This window comes from Brachybacterium sp., from assembly GCF_036379615.1.
Lineage (GTDB): Bacteria > Actinomycetota > Actinomycetes > Actinomycetales > Dermabacteraceae > Brachybacterium.
In genome coordinates, this window is record NZ_DASVGJ010000078.1 from 58,027 (window position 1) to 76,740 (window position 18,714).

12 protein-coding genes are annotated in these 18,714 nt (G+C 70.4%); 9 read left to right on the top strand and 3 right to left on the bottom strand.

The features are described 5' to 3' along the window. The first annotated feature begins 5 nt into the window (after window positions 1–5). The 7 genes from yicI (at window position 6) to VF289_RS18925 (ending at window position 10,782) form a co-directional block, all read left to right on the top strand. Complete coding sequence (yicI, locus tag VF289_RS18895) at window positions 6–2,072, top strand: alpha-xylosidase (RefSeq protein WP_330885942.1); 2,067 nt, start codon at window positions 6–8, stop codon at window positions 2,070–2,072. Next, complete coding sequence (locus VF289_RS18900) at window positions 2,069–4,180, top strand: beta-galactosidase (protein ID WP_330885944.1); 2,112 nt, start codon at window positions 2,069–2,071, stop codon at window positions 4,178–4,180. Before yicI ends, VF289_RS18900 begins: the two co-directional genes overlap by 4 nt. Window positions 4,181–4,465: 285 nt before the next feature. Beyond that, complete coding sequence (locus VF289_RS18905; RefSeq protein ID WP_330885946.1) at window positions 4,466–5,737, top strand: extracellular solute-binding protein; 1,272 nt, start codon at window positions 4,466–4,468, stop codon at window positions 5,735–5,737. Window positions 5,738–5,741: 4 nt separating this feature from the next. Continuing rightward, window positions 5,742–6,707: a sugar ABC transporter permease gene (locus VF289_RS18910; protein ID WP_330885947.1), complete on the top strand. Its 966-nt coding sequence runs from the start codon at window positions 5,742–5,744 to the stop codon at window positions 6,705–6,707. Next, a complete protein-coding gene (locus tag VF289_RS18915) occupies window positions 6,704–7,525 on the top strand; it encodes a carbohydrate ABC transporter permease (RefSeq protein WP_330885949.1) in 822 nt (273 codons plus the stop codon). Before VF289_RS18910 ends, VF289_RS18915 begins: the two co-directional genes overlap by 4 nt. 123 nt (window positions 7,526–7,648) lie before the next feature. Further along, complete coding sequence (locus VF289_RS18920) at window positions 7,649–9,412, top strand: hypothetical protein (RefSeq protein WP_330885951.1); 1,764 nt, start codon at window positions 7,649–7,651, stop codon at window positions 9,410–9,412. A gap of 53 nt (window positions 9,413–9,465) precedes the next feature. Beyond that, window positions 9,466–10,782: a phosphatase PAP2 family protein gene (locus VF289_RS18925; protein ID WP_330885953.1), complete on the top strand. Its 1,317-nt coding sequence runs from the start codon at window positions 9,466–9,468 to the stop codon at window positions 10,780–10,782. 87 nt (window positions 10,783–10,869) lie between these two features. Here VF289_RS18925 and xylB read toward each other — a convergent pair whose 3' ends face one another. Together xylB and xylA are read right to left on the bottom strand one after the other, a co-directional pair. After that, window positions 10,870–12,261, bottom strand: coding sequence for a xylulokinase (gene xylB, locus VF289_RS18930; RefSeq protein ID WP_330885955.1), 1,392 nt, complete (start codon window positions 12,259–12,261; stop codon window positions 10,870–10,872). Window positions 12,262–12,556: 295 nt separating this feature from the next. After that, window positions 12,557–13,750 carry a xylose isomerase gene (xylA, locus tag VF289_RS18935; RefSeq protein ID WP_330885957.1) on the bottom strand — a complete coding sequence of 398 codons (1,194 nt, stop codon included), beginning with the start codon at window positions 13,748–13,750 and terminating at the stop codon, window positions 12,557–12,559. A 140-nt stretch (window positions 13,751–13,890) separates the two neighbouring features. Between xylA and VF289_RS18940 the strand changes: the two genes are divergently transcribed. Beyond that, window positions 13,891–15,075 carry an ROK family protein gene (locus tag VF289_RS18940; protein WP_330885959.1) on the top strand — a complete coding sequence of 395 codons (1,185 nt, stop codon included), beginning with the start codon at window positions 13,891–13,893 and terminating at the stop codon, window positions 15,073–15,075. Window positions 15,076–15,645: 570 nt separating this feature from the next. After that, a complete protein-coding gene (locus VF289_RS18945; protein ID WP_330885961.1) occupies window positions 15,646–17,310 on the top strand; it encodes an extracellular solute-binding protein in 1,665 nt (554 codons plus the stop codon). Window positions 17,311–17,463: 153 nt separating this feature from the next. Here VF289_RS18945 and VF289_RS18950 read toward each other — a convergent pair whose 3' ends face one another. Continuing rightward, a complete protein-coding gene (locus VF289_RS18950) occupies window positions 17,464–18,525 on the bottom strand; it encodes a LacI family DNA-binding transcriptional regulator (RefSeq protein WP_330885963.1) in 1,062 nt (353 codons plus the stop codon). Window positions 18,526–18,714: the final 189 nt, after the last annotated feature.

Genomic DNA, 18,714 nt, shown 5'->3' on the forward strand with positions numbered 1-18,714 from the left:
CCCCCGTGAAGTTCACCAACGGATACTGGCTGCTGCGCGACGGCGTCACGCTGCAGCGCCCGGCAGAGGTCCACGACGTCGAGATCCGCGAGGACGAGCTCGTCGTCCACGCCCCCGTCACCCGGATCCTGCGCCGCGGCGACACGCTGAACAAACCGGTCATCACCGTCTCGTTCACCGCGCCGCGGCCCGACGTCATCGCGGTGAAGATCGAGCACTTCGCGGGCCTGCGCGAATCTCTGCCCCGCTTCGAGCTCGCGAGCGACCCGGTGACGCCCACCATCACCCGTGACGACGCGGCGCAGATCGTCGAGTTCGTCTCGGGCCGGCTCACCGCGCGCATCGCGCTGCAGGGTCCGTGGCACGTGGACTACCTGTGGGACGGCGAGGTGCTCACCAGCTCCACGGAGCGCTCGATCGGCTACGCGCAGGTCGAGGGCGAGGGTCCCTACGTCCATGAGCAGCTCTCGCTCGACGTGGGCGAGAGCATCTACGGCCTCGGCGAGCGCTTCGGCGCCTTCGTGAAGAACGGCCAGAGCGTGGACATCTGGAACGCCGACGGCGGCACCAACTCCGAGCAGGCCTACAAGAACGTCCCCTTCTACCTCTCCTCCCGCGGCTACGGCGTGCTCGTGGATGACGCGGGCCCGGTCTCCTTCGAGGTGGGCTCCGAGAACGTCTCGGCCACCCAGTTCTCGGTGCCCGGGGAGCGACTGCGCTACGAGGTCTACGGCGGCGGCACCCCGCTCGAGGTCATCGAGCGCTACACCGCCCGCTCCGGTCGCCCTCCGTCGCTGCCCGAGTGGTCCTTCGGGCTGTGGCTGTCCACGTCCTTCACCACGGACTACGACGAGGCGACGGTGCTGAGCTTCGTGGACGGCATGGCGCAGCGGGACATCCCGCTGTCCGTCTTCCATTTCGACTGCTTCTGGATGCGCGGCTTCCACTGGTCGGACTTCATCTGGGATCCCTCGACCTTCCCGGATCCCCGGGGCCTGATCCGGAAGCTCCACGAGCGCGGCCTGAAGGTGTGCGTGTGGATCAACCCCTACATCGCCCAGCGCTCGGTCCTGTTCGCCGAAGGGGCCGAGAAGGGCTACCTGCTGCGGCGGGACGACGGCCCCGAGCCCTCGATCTGGCAGAGCGACCTCTGGCAGGCCGGGATGGCGCTGGTCGACTTCTCGAACCCCGAAGCGGCCGCCTGGTACGCGGGCAAGCTCGAGGCCCTGCTCGATGACGGCGTGGACGCCTTCAAGACCGACTTCGGCGAGCGCATCCCGGTCCAGGACATCGCCTGGCACGACGGCGCGGACCCGCTGCGCGAGCACAACTACTACACCCACCGCTTCAACCGCACGGTGTTCGAGCTGCTCGAGCGCCGCCGGGGCGCGGGCGAGGCCGTGGTCTTCGCCCGCTCCGCGACCGCAGGCGGCCAGCAGTTCCCGGTCCACTGGGGCGGGGACTGCGAGTCGACCTACGTCGCGATGGCGCAGTCCCTGCGCGGCGGCCTGTCGCTGACCTCCTCGGGCTTCGGCTACTGGAGCCATGACATCGGCGGCTTCGAGGGCACCCCGGACCCGACCGTCTTCAAGCGCTGGACGGCGTTCGGCCTGCTCAGCTCCCATTCGCGCCTGCACGGCTCGAGCTCCTATCGGGTGCCGTGGGCGTTCGACGAGGAGGCGGTGGAGGTGATGCGGGAGTTCACGCTCCTGAAGCAGCAGCTGCTGCCCTATCTGCTGGAGACCGCCGCGGCGACGACAGCGACCGGTGCCCCGGTGATGCGCCCGATGGTGATGCAGTTCCCCGACGATCCCGCCTGCCGCCCGCTGGACACCCAGTACATGCTGGGGCCGGACGTGATGGTCGCGCCGGTGTTCCAGGAGTCCGGACGGGTGGAGATGTATCTGCCGGACGGCGAGTGGGTGCACCTGATCGACGGAGAGCGCGTCACCGGCGGGCGCTTCCTCGACCGCACCTACGACGTGCACTCCCTGGGCGTCTTCGCGCGGGTGGGATCGCAGGCGTCGCAGCTGGTGCGCGGTGAGGAGAGCGCGGCGGGGGTCACCGCATGAGCGCGCCCGACGCGGCCCGCGCGGTGGGCGCCGAGCTCCGGTCCGACGGGGCTGCGGTGCAGGCGCCGTCGGCCGCGTCGCCCTTCGCCCCCTTCGCCCCGCCGCAGTTCCTGTTCGGCGGGGACTGGAGCCCGGAGCAGTGGGACCGCGCGACCTGGCACGAGGACATCGCGCTGATGCAGCGCGCGAAGGTCAACACGGTCTCGCTCGGGATCTTCTCCTGGTCCAGTCTCGAGCCCTCCGAGGGCGTGTACGAGACGGGCTGGCTCGAGGAGGTCATCGACCTGCTCACCGAGGCCGGGATCGGATTCTTCCTGGCCACCCCCACCGCCTCGCCGCCCCCGTGGTTCACCCGAGCCCATCCCGAGGCGATGCCGGTGAGGCCCGACGGGGTGCGGCTGACCCACGGCTCGCGTGACACCTACGCGATCAGCGCCCCCGCCTACCGCGCCGCCTCGCGGGCGATCGCGCGGATGCTCGCCGAGCGCTTCGGCGACCATCCGGGACTGCGCGGCTGGCACCTGCACAACGAGTACGGGACCCTGGACCACGGGCCCGAGGCCGCCCGCGCCTTCCGCACCTGGCTGCGCGCCCGCTACGGCACCCTCGAGGAGCTGAACCGGCAGTGGACCACCGCGTTCTGGTCGCAGGGCTACGGCGAGTGGGAGGAGATCACCCCTCCGCGCACCACGCAGTACCTGCACAATCCCGCCCAGCAGATCGACTTCCGCCGCTTCAGCAGCGACGAGATGCTCGCAGCGATGGGCGAGCAGCGCGGCGAGATCCGGGCCGCCGGCTCGAGGGCGCCGGTGACCACGAACTTCATGCTCCCCTCCTGGAACCACCTCGAGCAGTGGTCCTGGGCCGACGAGCTGGACGTGGTCTCGATCGACCACTATCTCGACACCACCGGCCCGGACGCCGAGACCCACATCGCCTACGGCGGGGACCTCACCCGGTCCTGGTCCGGCGGGCCGTGGGTGCTCATGGAGCAGAACGCCTCCGGCATCCGGATCGGTGACCGCACGCTCGCCAAGAGCCGCCGGCAGACGATCCGGCACTCACTGGGCTACCTCGCGCGCGGCTCCCAGAGCTCGCTGTTCTTCCAGTGGCGCGCCTCCGCGGGCGGCTCCGAGCAGTGGCACAGCGGCCTGGTCCCCCACGCCGGGGGTTCCACCCGCCGCTTCGAGACGGTGTGCGAGCTCGGCGCGCTCCTCGAGCAGATCACTCCCGCGGTCTCGCTCCCCGCCGACGGGCCGCTGATCGCGGCCGAGGTGGGGATCCTCTGGCACGCCGACGGGTGGTGGGCGCTGGAGACCCCGCATCTGCCGAGCGACGCGATCTCCTATTCCGACGAGGTCCGTGCGACCCACCGCTCCTTCTGGCGGGCCGGCATCCCGACGGACTTCGTGCGCCCGGGGGCCGACGCGAGCGGCTACCGGCTGCTGGTGGTGCCGTGCCTGTACCCGCTCTCGGAGACGCAGGTGGCCTGGCTGGAGGACTATGTCGCCGGCGGCGGCGAGCTGGTCGTGACCTACCTGTCCGGAATCTCCGACCCGTCGCTGCGGATCGTCCCGGGCGGCTACCCGGGGCGGCTGCGGGACCTGCTCGGCGTGCGCGTCGAGGAGATGCTGCCGCTGCCCGCCGGCGAGCAGGTCGCACTGGACACCGGCGCCGTGGTCGAGGAATGGACCGAGCTTCTCGAGGCGGTCGACGCGCAGCCGCTCGCCCTCTACTCGCACGATGAGCTGCGCGGGCGCCCCGCGATCACCCGCGCCGCCCGCGGGAAGGGGCACGCCGTCTACCTCTCGGCGCGGCTGCGGCAGGACTCACGGGACGCCTTCCTCGCGGAGACCGCCGCGCGGCTCGGGATCTCGGCGACGCTGACGGGTGCGGCGGAGCGAGGCCTGGAGGCGGTGCGGCGCCGTGGTGACGGCGCGGACTTCCTGTTCCTGCTGCACCACGGCGCGGAGCCGGTGACGGTGCGCGGGGCAGGGACGGACCTGGTGAGCGGATCCTCCGCCGCTCGGGGCCTCGCCGTCGAGCCCGGCGGATGGGCCGTCATCGCTCTCGCCCCGGACGCCCCCGTGGAGATCGTGCACGGCTGACCCGACCACCGATCCGAAGGCCCCGGCCCTCGCCTCGACCACGCACCGTGGTCCGGGACGAGGTGCCGGGGCTCTTCGGTCCGCTCGGGGACCGGTCACCCATGCAGTGCACGGGGCCGAGCCGAGCATGAGACCTGCAACGATGGAACTTCCTCTGGAAAGCGCTTGACAAAGTGCGGCCTTTGTCCGGACCATATGAAGCACTTGTCCTAGCTCGCACCCTCGAGAAGCACGCGGTGGAGCGTTGGGCGCGTCAACGAAGCGCAGTCCTCCGAGGAGATCACCATGACCAGTCCTGCCCGCCGTACCGTTCTCGCCGCCGGCCTCGCCGCTGCCGCGATCCCCGCCGTCGCCGCCTGCGGCGGAAGCTCCTCCGCCTCTCCGGACGGGCCGATCCAGTTCATCCTCTCCGGCGATGCCAACCAGGGCGGCGGGTACGCCGCCCTGGCCGAGAAGTACCTCGAGGAGACCGGAGTCGAGATCGAGATCGTCGACGTTCCTTACGATGACCTGCAGACCAAGGTCCGCAATGCCGCCAAGGCCAACGACCTGCCGGCGATCGGCCGCATGCCCTCCGTCGACCCGGTCTGGCTCGACCGCACCGTGGACCTGGCCGACATCGCCGCCGAGATCACGCCGATCGAGGGGATGTATGCGAGCGACGAAGACGGGAAGGTCCCCGCACTGCCGAGCGACCTCACCGCCGTGGGGATGTTCCTCAACAAGGACCTGTGGGACGAGGCCGGGGTCGAATACCCCACATCGGTCGATGACAATGTGTGGACATGGGACGAGTTCCTCGACGCCGCGAAGAGCGTTCGAGAGGCCACCGGCGTCCGGTTCTCGCTCACCATGGACCGCAGCTCGCATCGCCTGAACTCCTTCCTGTACCAGAACGGCTCCGAGGGTCTCGCCCTGAACGAGGACCTCTCGGCGTACGAGACGAACGACGCGACCGTCGCCGCGCTCGAGCGGTTCATCGCGATGAACGACGACGAGGTGATGCCGCGCTCGGTCTGGCTGACGGAGGAGGATCCGAACGCGATGTTCAAGACCGGCCAGGTGGCCGCGTACTACTCCGGGTCCTGGCAGATCGCCGACTTCGTCGCGAACATCGCGGACTTCGAGTGGGTCGGCGTCCCGATGCCCGCTCAGCCCGAGCAGGCCACGAACTTCGGCGCTGCAGCGCAGATCGTGGTGTTCGAGGGATCCGGTCAGGAGGAGCAGGCCCTGGAGTTCGTGACGTGGCTGTACACCCCGGAGAACTACGCAGAGATCTCGAGGATCTCCGGCTTTCTGCCTGCCACCGAGGGGGTGGAGGTCTCCTACGAGGAGCGGCAGGAGGACTTCGACCTGTACAACGCCGCGATCGCCGCGTCACCGGCCTTCGTCTCGGAGTCGAAGGCTCGAGAGCTGAGGCTCCAGGTCGCCGGCACCGCGGCGCCGCTCAGCGGGGATCCGCTGCGTGACGAGACCGTCAAGGCCATCGCCGGGGACATCTCCGCCGAGGACGTCGTGAAGAACGCGCTCGAGCAGCTCAACGAGAGCCTCGCCTGATCACATGTCCACGACGACCACCTCTGCTGCCCCGGTCCCGTCCCCGGGCCCGCCCCGGCCCGTCCGGGCCGGGGACGGGTCACGGCGCCCGAACGCCGTCCGCGCTCGCCGCCACCGCGGACTCGTCGCGGCCGTCTTCCTGCTGCCGGCCTTCGTGCTGTTCGCGATCTTCTTCGTGGGGCCCGCCGGCCTCGGCGTCTTCTACTCCTTCACCGACTACCGCGGCTACGGGGACGCCGAGTTCGTCGGCATCGAGAACTACACGGCACTGTTCGGGGACAGCGAGTTCTACTCGAGCCTGCTCCGGACGGTCCTGTACGCCGTGGTCGCCGTGCCGTTCGGCTACTTCCTCTCGCTCATCATCAGCGCGCTGCTGGTCTCGAACCAGGTGAAGGGCTCGAGCATCGCGCAGGTGATCTTCTTCTTCCCCTGGCTGGTCTCCCCGATCGTCACCGGAGTGATCTTCCGCTGGCTGTTCGGCGAGAACTTCGGCCTGGTGAACTACCTGGTCACCACCGTGGGACTGAATCCCGTGAAGTGGGCGGCGGATCCGAACCTCGCGCTGATCGTGGTGATCCTGGCCGGCTCCTGGGGCGGCACCGCCTTCTCGATGCTGCTGTTCATGGCCGCGATGAGGAACGTGCCCGGCTCCTACCTCGAAGCGGCCTCCCTGGACGGCGCCGGACCGGTCACCCGGTTCGTGCGGATCACCTGGCCGCTGCTGCGCCCCACGTCGTTCCTGGTGATCCTGCTCGGCACGATCGGTGCGATGAAGGAGTTCGCGATGATCCAGGCTCTCAACGGCGGTGGCCCGGGCACGTCGAACGTGCTGATCGTCCAGTACATCTACAAGACCGGATTCGAGCAGTCCAAGATCGGGTACGCGAGCGCCGCCTCGATGGTGCTGATGGGGATCCTGCTGCTCATCGCCCTCATCCAGAAGCGGTTCGACAGGAGCGATCTCGAATGACCCCCTCCCTGCGCGCGATCGCGCCGAACGCCCTGCTGTGGGCGCTGGCGGCGCTGTTCCTGTTCCCCATCGCCTGGTTCCTGCTGAGCTCCTTCAAACCGGGCAGCGAGCTGTTCACCTGGCCGTTGCGGCTGTTCCCCCAGGACTGGACCCTCAGCGGCTACCAGGCCGCCTGGTCCCGGTTCGACTTCCGGACCTACTTCCTGAACACGGCCTTCGTCGCCATCGTGTCGACGGTGTTCACCGTGTTCGTGAGCGCTTGCACCGGCTTCGCGCTCGCGAAGTACCGCAACCGCTGGGTCCAGGCGTTCTTCCTGATGATCCTCGCCACGACGATGCTGCCCACCGAGGTCATCATGCCCTCGACGTTCGCAGTGATCCTGGGGCTCGGCCTGTACAACTCGCTCGCCGGCCTCATCATCCCCTCGATCATCACCGCGACCGGGATCTTCATGTTCCGGCAGTTCTTCCTGACCGTGCCGGACGAGCTCCTGCAGGCCGCCCGGATCGACGGCGCCGGGGAGTTCCGGATCTTCTTCACCCTGATGCTGCCGATCGCCCGACCGATCATCGCGGTCCTTGCGATCTTCTCGTTCCAGTGGCGCTGGAACGACTACATCTGGCCGCTGCTGGTGCTGAACGATCAGGACAAGTACACGTTGCAGATCGCACTGCGCTCGATCGTGGGTGCGGAGAACATCGACTGGGCGGTGCTGCTGGGCGCCTCGGTGATCTCGCTGATCCCGATGGTGCTGCTGTTCCTGGTGTTCCGCCGTCAGATCATGAACTCCGACATCAGCTCCGGCCTGAAGGACTGACGGGCTGACGGGCTGACGGACTGGCGGGCGGGCTCCGGCCCTGCCCGCTGGGACCAGCCCCGCTCCGGCCTCGCCTGCACCGTTCCGGCTCTGCCCGCTCCCCTGCTCCGAGAGGACCCTCCCGTGTCTGCTCCCCTGCCCGACGAGCCCGTCGGCGGCCCCGCCACCGCGCTGTCCCCCGCGCAGCACCGCACCCTGGCAGGCACGGCGCTCGCCCTGCCGGGGCGGGCGGAGCAGGTGCTCGCCAGGCCCACCCACCGTGCTCTGGGCCGGGTGGTGCGTGATGCCGTGCTGTTCCTGCTGCCGGGGCATCCTGCGCATGAGGTGCCGCCGGAGCAGCTGGTCGCCGCGGCGGTCGAGGCCCTCACCGGACTGCGCGCCCTGCAGCTCCCCTCGGGCACGTTCAGCGGCGGGGACAACGTGGACTCCCCACCGGACACCGCCTTCACGATCAACGACCTCGCCTGGGCGCGCACGGCTCTCGCGGCCGGTGCCGATGCGTCGGCCGGTCACGAGCTGCTCCTCGCGGGGCTCGACCCGCTGCTCGAGGCGGTGACGTCGGCCCTGGTGCAGGGCGGGGTGCATACCCCGAACCATCGCTGGGAGATCGCCTCGGCGCTGTGCCGGCTGTGGGAGGCGCTGGGCGAACCGGCCGCGCGCGAGCGTGCCGAGCAGTGGCTCGCCGAAGGGGTGGATCTGCAGGCCGACGGGCTGTTCTCCGAGCGCAGCGCCAACTACGCCGCCCACGTCTCCGTGCCCTCCCTGCTCACGACGGGGCGGATCCTGGAGAGGCCGGAGCTGGTCGCCGCGGCGGATGCCGCGACCCGTCGGCAGGCTGATCTCACGGACGCGGCCGGGCTCGTGGAGACTCTCGCCTCACGCCGTCAGGACCAGTTCGAGCGCTTCGACGGCGGGGCGCTGCATCCGTGGTTCCGCGCGCATGCCGCCCGTGCTCAGGACCCGCTGACGGCCCGCGCCGCTCGGCGCACCGCTGAGCGCGCCGACGCCGACGCCCTGCTCACACTGCTCGCCCACGGGAGGGAGGATCCTCGAGCGCTCGGGGCCCTGCCCGCCCCGGCACCGGATCCCACTGCTGACCGACCGGAGGTCGTGGAGCTGTCCGTCTCCGGCCTGGTGCGCGCCGACCACGGGACCAGCTCGACGGTGCTCTACGGCGGCACGGACACGGCACAGCTGGGTCGGATCACCTCGGGAACGAGCTCCCAGCCGGTGCTCGCCCGGTTCCTGGGACGCTCCGCGGGAGTGCGAGAGCTGCGGCTCTCGCGCGACTTCTTCTCCCTCGGACCGCTGCGGCCCGGCGCCCCCGTGCCCGCCGAGGCCGCCGACGGAGCGCTGCGCTACCTGCTCGAGGAGGAGGTGGGCGGGGAGTACTTCCAGCCCCTGCCGCCCGCCGAGCGGGACCCGGACGGCGCGTACGCCCTCGAGTTCAACGGTCGCTTCGCCGCCGCCATGGGCTTCTCCCGCCGCCCCGTCGAGACCGTCTCGCTGCGGACCACCATGGAGGCGACGCTGCGGGCCGACGAGCTGGCGCTGCGGTGGGACTTCGTCGGCCCCACCACGGCGGTCTGTCTCCTGCTGGCGCTCGACGGTCTCCGACCCGGTGCGGACCTGCGCCAGGAGGCGCAGGGCCGGCACGTGCTGGAGCCGGCCGACGGTGCGCACCGCGCCCGCTGCGTGCTGCGCGGCACCGAGGAGCGGCTCGAGATCGAGGTGGAGGGCGGCCTCGGCGGCCGAGCCTTCTACGACCCGGGCGAGGCCTACTCGTTCCTCGGTGCGAGCGACGAGCCCGCCGGGGACGTGCTCCTCATCCCCGCGTCGACAGCTGCGCCGCTCCAGCTGACCCTGCGGATCGCCCCGGTGCGGTGACCGCGACCGGCGGAGGGGACCCGCCTCCGCCACCCTCCTCCGGAAGGATTCCCATGACCCTGTCCACGCCTCCCCGCGAGGCCGCCCCGCCCGCTTCTGCCTCACCCGACCTCGTGGAGGCACGCAGCGGTCGCAGGCCGGCGCGGCGCGATCTGCTCTCCCTCGCCCTGGCCGGCACCGCGACAGCCGCCATCGGTGTGCTCGGCGGCCCCCTCGTGACCGCCTCGGCCGAGGGGCCGGGCCGCGGGCACGGCAAGGGTCGACGCGACGAGATCCCGGGCCTGGACGAGGTCGACATCGACTCCCCACAGCCCTTCTCCCGCGCCGAGCTCGAGGCCACGTACCCGTCGGACCGCGAGGTGGACTACGTGCCGCTGCTGTCGGGCTTCCTCGCCCTGCAGCGCGACCACCAGGACGTGCTCGATCGGAATCTCGCGCTCACCCTGGAGATCAACCGCGACGCCACCGCCGAGGAGGAGGCCGCGGCGATCGTCGACGAGTACGGCGACATGTCGGTGACCATGGGCAACGCGCTGGGTGAGCGGCTCGGCGCGATCTACCAGGAGGCCGTCGCCGCGGGTCGGCTGCCCCGGACCACCGCCCTCATCCACAAGGACGGCGGCCGGGCCCAGAGCGAGTCGACCAATCCTTCCAAGGAGTTCTTCGACTACGACCGGCCGTTCATCGTCGCCCCAGACCAGTACGTCCCCCGCGACAAGGAGGGCGGGGACGCCTACTCCTCGACCTCCGGCTCCTACCCGAGCGGTCACACCAACCAGGCCTACTGGCAGGGGACCCTGCTGGCGACCCTGCTGCCGGAGCTCGCCCCGCAGATCCTCGCTCGCACCGCCGGATCGGGCCACTACCGCATCATCATGGCCATGCACTACCCGCTGGACGTCATCGGCGGTCGCATGATGGGGCAGGCCGCGATGGCCAAGCGCTGGGCCGATGAGGAGTTCCGCCCCCTGCTGCTCCAGGCGCGCGCCGAGCTGTACGCGGTGCTGCAGGCCGACTGCGGCGAGGACCTGCTGCGCTTCCTCGCGAAGGACGACGCCTGGATGCCTTCGGAGGACGCACGTCGGATCTACCGCAAGCGCATGAACTACGGCTTCGACCGCGTCGGCGCGGCGGGGATCCCCATGGACGTCCCGCGGATCGCCGGGTCCCTGCTGCTCACCAGCCATCCCACGCTCACAGAGGCGCAGCGCCTGCAGGTGCTCGAGCTGACCGCCCTGGATTCCGGGCACCCGCTGGATCTCAGCGTGCACTCGACCTCGTCCTGGCAGCGGATCGACCTGTGCGCGGCGATGTCCGCCCGGGTCACCACCCGTGGTGACGGCTCGGTGCACCTGGTGGGAGCGCGATAGTCGACGCCGCCCGACTGCCGACGGAGTCCCGCCAGGCAGTACTCGGGCGGCCCCCGGCGGGCGTCGTGCCCTGGCCGGCGACCCGGATCAGGCCCAGCTCTCGGTGCGGTCCTTCAGCGCGCGGTACGCCTCGCGCACCTCGGGCGTCGCCTCGGCGCCGACGGTGCGGGAGCCGCTGATCGCCCAGGTCGGGGGCTCCTCGGTGCCGGCGAGCGCCCAGGCGGCCTGGCGGGCGGCGCCGAGGGCGACGTACTCGGCGGTGGGCGCGAGGGTCACCTCGCGGCCGAAGATCGCCGGGGCGATCTGCTGCACGGCCTGGCTGCGGGCGGCGCCGCCGATCAGGGTGATGCGGGCGGCGGCGGTGCCGGTGATGTCCTCGAGGGCGGAGATCCCGTCGGCGAGGGAGCAGAGCAGGCCCTCGATGTAGGCGCGGGCCACGTCCTCGCGGGTGGTGGAGGTGCTCATCCCGGTGAGGGTGGCGCGGGCGTCGGGTCGGTTCGGGGTGCGCTCGCCGTCGAAGTAGGGCAGCAGCGTCACGCCGTGCGCGCCGGGCACGCTGGCGAGGGCCAGCTGGGCCATCTCCTCGTGGGAGACACCGAGCAGGGCGCGGCCCGCCTCGAGGATGCGAGCGGCGTTGATGGTGGTGGCCATCGGCAGGAAACGCCCGGTGGCGTCGGCGAAGCCGGTGACGGCGCCGGTGGCGTCGTTCGGTCGGGTGGGGCTGACCATCGCGCACACCCCGGAGGTGCCGATGGAGACGGAGACGTCGCCCTCGCTCTGGGAGAGGCCGAGGGCCGCGCCCATGTTGTCGCCGGTGCCGGCAGCGATCACGGCGCCGCCCGCGGTGCGGCCCATGACCTCCTGCGGAGTGCCGGGCAGGCGCGGCAGCTCGAGCGAGCGGCCCAGCGCCAGCTCGACCAGCTCCGGCTTCCACTCCTCGGTGGCGGTGGAGTAGTAGGCGGTGCCTGAGGCGTCACCGCGGTCGGTGAAGGGCGCGGTGCCCTGCTCGGCGAGGTGCAGGGAGACGTAGTCATGCGGCAGCAGCACGCTCGCGGCGCGCTTCGCGTTCTCCGGCTCGTTCTCCCGCACCCAGCGCAGCTTCGAGGCGGTGAAGGAGGCGACCATCAGGCTGCCGATCTCGGCGACGCTGGCCTCGGCCCCGCCCATCTCCTCGATGAGCGCCTCGGCCTGCGGGGCGGAGCGGGTGTCGTTCCACAGCAGCGCGTCGCGCACCACCTCACCGCGCTCGTCCAGCAGCACCATCCCGTGCTGCTGACCGCCGACGGCCACGGCCTCGGCCCGCTCGAGCAGGGGGCCTGCGGCCTCGTCGACCGCGGCGAGCCAGGCGCGGGGATCGACCTCGGTGCCGTCGGGATGCGCAGCGCGGCGCTCCTCGAGCACCTCGCCGGACTCGGCGTCGACGAGGAGGGCCTTGGTGGCCTGGGTGGAGGAGTCGATACCGAGGACGAGGGGTGCCATCGAGAGGCCTTTCCATCTGTGGAGAGCGTGCATCGAGGATACGCGGGCAGGTCCCGGGGCCGGGGCCACGTCACCGGGCCGGGCCCGCGGTACCGACCCAGCAGGGCCGACCCGACAGGGCCGACCCAGCAGGGCCGACCCGGCGATTGTGCGCTGAGGACCTATGTCGACTGCTCGCATAGGTCCTCAGCGCACAATCATCGCTGCGCGAGCGCCCCGCCGCGCAGGGTGCCGCCGAGAGCGGGGCGCACCGGGCACCGGGCGCACCGGCCGGCGGTCGCCCGGACGGAGCCGGTCAGCCCCGGAAGCCGAGCAGGTGCTGCATGGCCAGCTGCTGCAGGCGCACGAAGCCGAAGTTGCGCTCGCCGGCCGTGTCGGCGTCGAAGTCCTCGAAGGTGGAGCGGTCCTTGAGCAGGTCCTCGAGGGACTCGCCCTCGCCGAGGGTGGGCTGGGCGAGCTCGTCGATGCCGGAGTACGTCAGCGCCTCCTGCACCTCGGAATCGGCGCGGAACGCGAGGGCGCGCTCCTTGAGCATCAGGTACATCTCCATGTTCGCCGCGGCGGAGTCGTACTGACCCTGCTCGTGCTCGGTGCGCGAGGGCTTGAAGTCGAAGTGACGGGCGCCCTCGTAGGCGCCGGGCTTGGACGGGAAGCCGTTCTCGAGCAGGTCGACGGTGAAGAAGGCGCTGATCAGGTCGCCGTGACCGAACACGAGGTCCTGGTCGTACATCGGGCCGTGCTGGCCGTTGAGGTCGATGTGGAAGAGCTTGTCGCTCCACAGCGCCTGGGCGAGGCCGTGGGTGTAGTTCAGGGTCGCCATCTGCTCGTGGCCGGTCTCGGGGTTGATGCCGACGATGTCGCCGTGCTCGAGCTGCTCGATGAAGGCCAGGGCGTGGCCCACGGTGGGCAGGAAGATGTTGCCGCGGGGCTCGTTGGGCTTGGGCTCGAGGCCGATGCGCAGGTCGTAGCCCTTGTCCTTGATGTAGCCGGCCACGGTGTCCAGGCCCTCGCGGTAGCGCTCGAGCGCGGCGAAGAGGTCCTTGGAGCCGTCGTACTCGGAGCCTTCACGGCCGCCCCACATCACGAAGGTGGTCGCGCCGAGCTCGGCGGCGAGGTCCACGTTGGCGAGCACCTTGCGCAGGCCGAAGCGGCGCACGTCGCGGTCGTTGGAGGTGAAGGCGCCGTCCTTGAAGACCGGGTGGGCGAAGGTGTCGGTGGTGACCATCTCGATCACGAGGCCGGTCTCATCCGTGACGGAGGTCAGCTGGTCGATGATCTTCTGGCGCTCGGCGGGGGTCGCGTCGAAGGGGATCACGTCGTTGTCGTGGAAGGTGAAGCCCCAGGCGCCGAGCTCCGAGAGCTTGCGGATGTGGGCGCTCAGCTCGAGCGGCGGGCGGGTGGCCAGGCCGAACTGGTCGCGCGCCTCCCAGCCTGTGGTCCACAGGCCGAAGGAGAACTTGTCGTCACGGGTGGGGGTGGGGGCGGTCATCGGAATGCTCCTTCGTCGTCGATCGGCATCAGCCGCTGTTAGTAAGTTACCGTAACTAACGCCGGCATGCCAAGCTGGACCCTCGAGTTTCCGGGCCGCCGTCGGCGTCGCCCCGATCCCAGTCGGCGAAGGGAGCACAGATGCAGTCCAGTCATCTGCGTGAGCACAACCTCTCCACGGTCCTGCTCGCCCTGGCCGCCAGCTCCGCCGCCTCGACCGTCACCTCCCGCGCGGGCCTTGCCAAGCACACCCGCCTCACCAAGCCCACGGTCTCCAAGCTGGTCGAGGAGCTGGTGGACGCGTCACTGGTCGAGGAGGGCGAGCCCCTCTCCGTCGGCGCCGGGCGGCCCATCGTCCCGCTCACCCCGGCCCGAGGGACCCTGCTCGCGATCGGTGTCGAGATCGCGGCGGACCACGTCGCCTGCCTCGGGGTCGACCTCGCCGGGCAGGTGCTGAGCCACTGCATCGAGTACCGGAAGGTCACCGCGACCTCCGCCGACGCGGCGATCGACCTCGCCGCCGAGCTGGTGGGGCGGGTGCGCGCCGAGGCGGGCGACCTGCCGGTGGTCGAGGTGGTCGTGGCGGTCCCGGGACGGATCGCCCCGGATGACGGCCGGGTGCTCTCCGCCCCCAACCTCGACTGGACCGAGGTGCCGCTGGTGGGACGGCTGCTCAGCCATCCCGAGCTCGCCGGCCTGGCCGTGCGGGCGCAGAACGACAACCGGCTCTCGGTGCTCACCGAGATCGACCACCGGCCGGGCGAATCCTTCATCTACCTGCGCGGCTCCACCGGCATCGGCGGCGCCGTGGTGCTCGACGGAACGCTCATGACCGGCGTGAACGGCTGGGCCGGCGAGTTCGGGCACACGGTCATCGAGCCGGGCGGCGCCCTGTGCCGCTGCGGCCGACGCGGATGCCTGGAGGCCTACGTCTCGTACCACGCCCTGCGGGAGCGGGCGGGGCTCAGCGACGACATCCTCATCGAGGACCTGGTCGACGCTCTCGCCCTCACCCGGGACCGCGCCGAGGTGATCGGCATGATCGGCCGCTCGCTGGGTCTCGCGATCGCCAATGCCCTGAACGTGCTGGACCTGACCACCGTGGTGCTCTCGGGCTATCTGGCTCCGATCGCCGACGAGCTCGAGCCCGTGATCCGCAGGACCGTCGAGCAGCACGCCCTGGCGATCGAGGCAGGGCCCGTGCTCATCGAGCGCTCCGACGGCCAGGTCGACCCTGCGCTGCACGGCGCGGCGCGGGCCGCGCTGCAGCCGGTGTTCAACGCTCCGAGCGCGTGGATCGCCACCTCGAGGCCGCACCTCCCCTGAGGTCGGGCGCACCCGGCCGCCCAGCGGCCCGAGGACTCGAGCGCTCGAGCGCTCAAGCACTCGAGCACTCGAGCACTCGAGCACTCGAGAACCTGAGCTCCCGAGCTCCCGAGTACCCGAAGAACCTGAAGAACCGAGGACCCGAAACTCCCCGGGAGCTTCGTCTGCCCTCCCCCTCCTCGGGCCACAGAACAGCACGCCAGGCGACTCGCGAGCACACACTGGGGGACCGCAATCTTTCGGCACTTTTCAGAATGCACGCCACAGGCAGGCACTTCCCATCCAGCGTAGTGACCTGCATCGACAGTACCCAGACATCCAGGAAACTGCCACCTCGGAACAATGGTTGACGGAGAGGCAGCGATTCCTTACGCTGACAGAAGTCCACACATTCTGAAAGTTCTCGTAAATACTTTCATTCTGTGGGAAGGGATGCCTGCGGCAGGGACTCCGCGGTCCGCCCCTCCGTGGCGAGCCCTCCCCCGCCGCCTCACCGGTGACCGCGGCGGTCACGGCTCGGTCCCTCACGGCGTTCTGCCTTCCCATCGCCTCATCACCAGGAGTTCCCCGATGCTCAACGCCCGACCCCCGCTCACCACCCGACGCAGCTTCGTGGGCCTCACCGCCGCCGCCTTCGGATCGATCGCCCTCGCCTCCTGCGGAGGATCCGCCGACACCGAGGTGGACACGGCCTCGCAGAACGTCGGCGCGATGGAGACCTTCGAGGCCGACCAGCAGTTCACCGCCACGGAGCCGCTGACCGTCACCATGCTGTGGACCGACTGGCCCGAGCAGCCGGTCACCGAGTCCTGGCAGGTGTTCGACCACATCAAGGAGCTCACGGGAGTCCAGCTCGAGCTCACCCACGTGCCCTTCAGCGACAACGTGGAGAAGCGCAGCCTGCTCATCAGCGCAGGGGACGCCCCGACGCTCATCCCTCTGATCTACCGCGGCGACGAGACCCCCTTCGTCTCCTCCGGGGCGATCCTGCCGATGAGCGACTACATCGAGCACATGCCCAACTTCCGCAAGTACGTGGAGGAATGGGACCTCGGCGAGCTGGTCGAGAACCTCAAGCAGGCCGACGGCAAGTACTACATGCTGCCGGGCCTCCAGGAGGTCTGGGTCCCCTCGTTCTCGCTGATCATCCGCAAGGATGTCTGGGAGAAGGCGGGTCTGGGCGTCCCCGGCACCTGGGAGGAGGTCCATGAGGGGCTCAAGGCCATCAAGGAGGAGCACCCGGACTCGCTGCCGCTGGCCGACGGCTTCGAGGGTCAGTCCCTGATCAACTACGGCGGCTACGCCTTCAACACCCGGGCCGGCTGGGGCTTCGGCGACGGCATGGTCGGCGGGCACGACGGCGAGGCCCTGCGCTACGCGGCGACCACCGACGAGTACCGCTCCATGATCGAGTACTACCGAACCCTGGTCTCCGAGGGACTGCTGGACCCGGAGACGCTCACGGCCGCGAACGACGGCAGCGGGGCGGGCGGCGTCGCGGAGAAGTTCGCGAAGGAGACCTGCTTCGCCGCCTCCGGATCCTCCGGCACCCTGATCGAGTTCGCCCAGGCCCTCGACGAGACCGTCGGCAAGGGCAACTACGAGCTCCAGCTGATCCCGCCGCCTGCGGGGCCGGGCGGGAACATCATGGGGCCGCGCAACTTCTGGCACGGCTTCATGCTGAACTCCGAGATCGCCGAGTCGGAGAACTTCCTGGCGATACTGCAGTTCCTGGACTGGCTCTATTACGCCCCGCAGGCGCGGGAGATGCTGCGCTGGGGCATCGAGGGCGAGACCTATACGGCGGAGGGCGACACCTTCACCCTGGCGAAGGACCATTCATTGGACGCCTTCGACCTCAACGTCGGCGCGGAGACCGACATCCAGAAGGATCTGGGGTTCTCCACCTTCATGGCCGAGGCCACCGAGTCCCGGATCCTCAAGCAGTCCTACAACTCGGCTGAGTACACGGAGTACATCGACGGGGTGCTCGAGAACCTCGAGTCGATGCCGCCGTGGGCACCGGCGCCGCTCGAGGAGGCCGAGCTCGAACAGGCCTCCCTCATGGCGACACCGCTGAAGGATGCGGTGGACACCGCCACGCTCCAGTTCATCCTCGGACAGCGGGACCTCGACGAGTGGGAGGCCTTCCTCGCCGAGCTCGAAGCCTCCGGCCTGCAGAGCTACATCGATCTCGTCAACGGCGCCCGCGACCGCTTCGTCGAGGGTTCCTGAGCAGGCACCGGATCCGGCGGCCGCCGGAGGGCAGGAGCCCCGCTCCCCCTCCGGCGTCCTCGGCCGCCGTGCCGACGGGTCGCACGCCTCCTGCGGAGCGTGCGGCGTCCCCTGCGCACCCTGAGGCGCGGTCGACTGCCGTACCGGCCGGCCCTACGCCTCCTGCGAGGCCTGCGACGTCGCCTGCGAGCCCTCCGGCGCGGTCGACTCCCGTTCGATGAGCAGGGTCTCGAGCTTGAAGGGATGGGCGAAGAGACCGGGGTCCGAGGACAGCGCGAGCAGCCGCTCGATCGCGACCTGCCCCATCGAGAACAGGGGCTGGCGCACCGCGGTGAGCTGCGGATGGGTCCACTGCGCGATCATCGTGTCGTCGAAGCTGACGACGCTGAGCTGCTCCGGGACCTCGACGCCCAGCTGACGCGCAGCCCGCAGCGCCCCCACGGCCAGGGTGTCGGCGACGGCGAAGATCGCGGTGGGCGGTTCGGGGAGCTGGAGCAGGCGCTCGGCACCCCGCTGACCGTCCTCGTAGGAGAAGTTGCCGTGCTCGATCAGCTCGCGCTCCCACTGCAACCCGGCCGAGCCGAGTGCGGAGTGGTAGCCCTGGAGCCGCTGGCGCGCCGGGACCGAGTCCGCCGGGCCGGCCAGCACGCCGATGCGGCGATGCCCGAGGCCCAGCAGGTGCTCGACCGCGGTGCCGCCGCCCTCCCAGTTGGTGGCGGAGATGGTGACGATGCCCTGGACGTCCGGGTCGATGGACACGGGGTCGATCGCGATCAGCGGCAGTGAGAGGTCACGGCTCCAGCGGGCATGGCGGGCGCCGATCGGTGTGGTCACCAGGATGACGCCCTCGACACCGCGGGAGGCGACCTCCGCCATCCAGGCACGGGAGAGACCTGCTGCCGTCTGGTCGCCGCTGACCACGATCAGGTCCACATCCGCCCGGTGCGCTGCCTGCTCGGCGCCCTCGAGCACCTGCAGCGAATAGGGGCTGGTGAGCGTGTCGAAGTGGATCAGCGCCGACCGGCGACGGTCGCTCTCTCGACGCTTGGGCTGGTAGCCGAGGTCACGGGCGGCCTGGGCGACGGTCTCGCGCGTCGACTGGCGCACGTCGGCACGCCCGTTCATCACCTTGGAGGCGGTCGCGAGGGACACCCCGGCCTTCTCCGCGACCTCCTTCAGCGTGACGCGCTCGCTGCGTGCGTCGCTTTGAGCCATGACCTCACCTCTCCCTGCTCACGGGCCTCGGCGCCCGGAATCGTCTCTCTGGACAGTACCCGGGCGGACGGGCCCGGCAGTCCCCGGGCGAAAGGGCCTTGACCGGCCACACCGTCCGCCCTAGCCTAAACCAGCACGCAACTTTCAGTCGTGTTTCATGCGTTTTTCGTCAGCCGGTGCGGGAGATCG

Bases quoted from the DNA above. Each gene is read 5' to 3' on its own strand.
- VF289_RS18945 (WP_330885961.1), top strand. From the start codon at position 15,646: ATGCTCAACGCCCGACCCCCGCTCACCACCCGACGCAGCTTCGTGGGC.
- VF289_RS18910 (WP_330885947.1), top strand. From the start codon at position 5,742: ATGTCCACGACGACCACCTCTGCTGCCCCGGTCCCGTCCCCGGGCCCG.
- xylA (WP_330885957.1), bottom strand. From the start codon at position 13,750: ATGACCGCCCCCACCCCCACCCGTGACGACAAGTTCTCCTTCGGCCTG.
- VF289_RS18925 (WP_330885953.1), top strand. From the start codon at position 9,466: ATGACCCTGTCCACGCCTCCCCGCGAGGCCGCCCCGCCCGCTTCTGCC.
- VF289_RS18905 (WP_330885946.1), top strand. From the start codon at position 4,466: ATGACCAGTCCTGCCCGCCGTACCGTTCTCGCCGCCGGCCTCGCCGCT.
- xylB (WP_330885955.1), bottom strand. From the start codon at position 12,261: ATGGCACCCCTCGTCCTCGGTATCGACTCCTCCACCCAGGCCACCAAG.
- VF289_RS18950 (WP_330885963.1), bottom strand. From the start codon at position 18,525: ATGGCTCAAAGCGACGCACGCAGCGAGCGCGTCACGCTGAAGGAGGTC.
- VF289_RS18940 (WP_330885959.1), top strand. From the start codon at position 13,891: ATGCAGTCCAGTCATCTGCGTGAGCACAACCTCTCCACGGTCCTGCTC.
- VF289_RS18900 (WP_330885944.1), top strand. From the start codon at position 2,069: ATGAGCGCGCCCGACGCGGCCCGCGCGGTGGGCGCCGAGCTCCGGTCC.
- VF289_RS18915 (WP_330885949.1), top strand. From the start codon at position 6,704: ATGACCCCCTCCCTGCGCGCGATCGCGCCGAACGCCCTGCTGTGGGCG.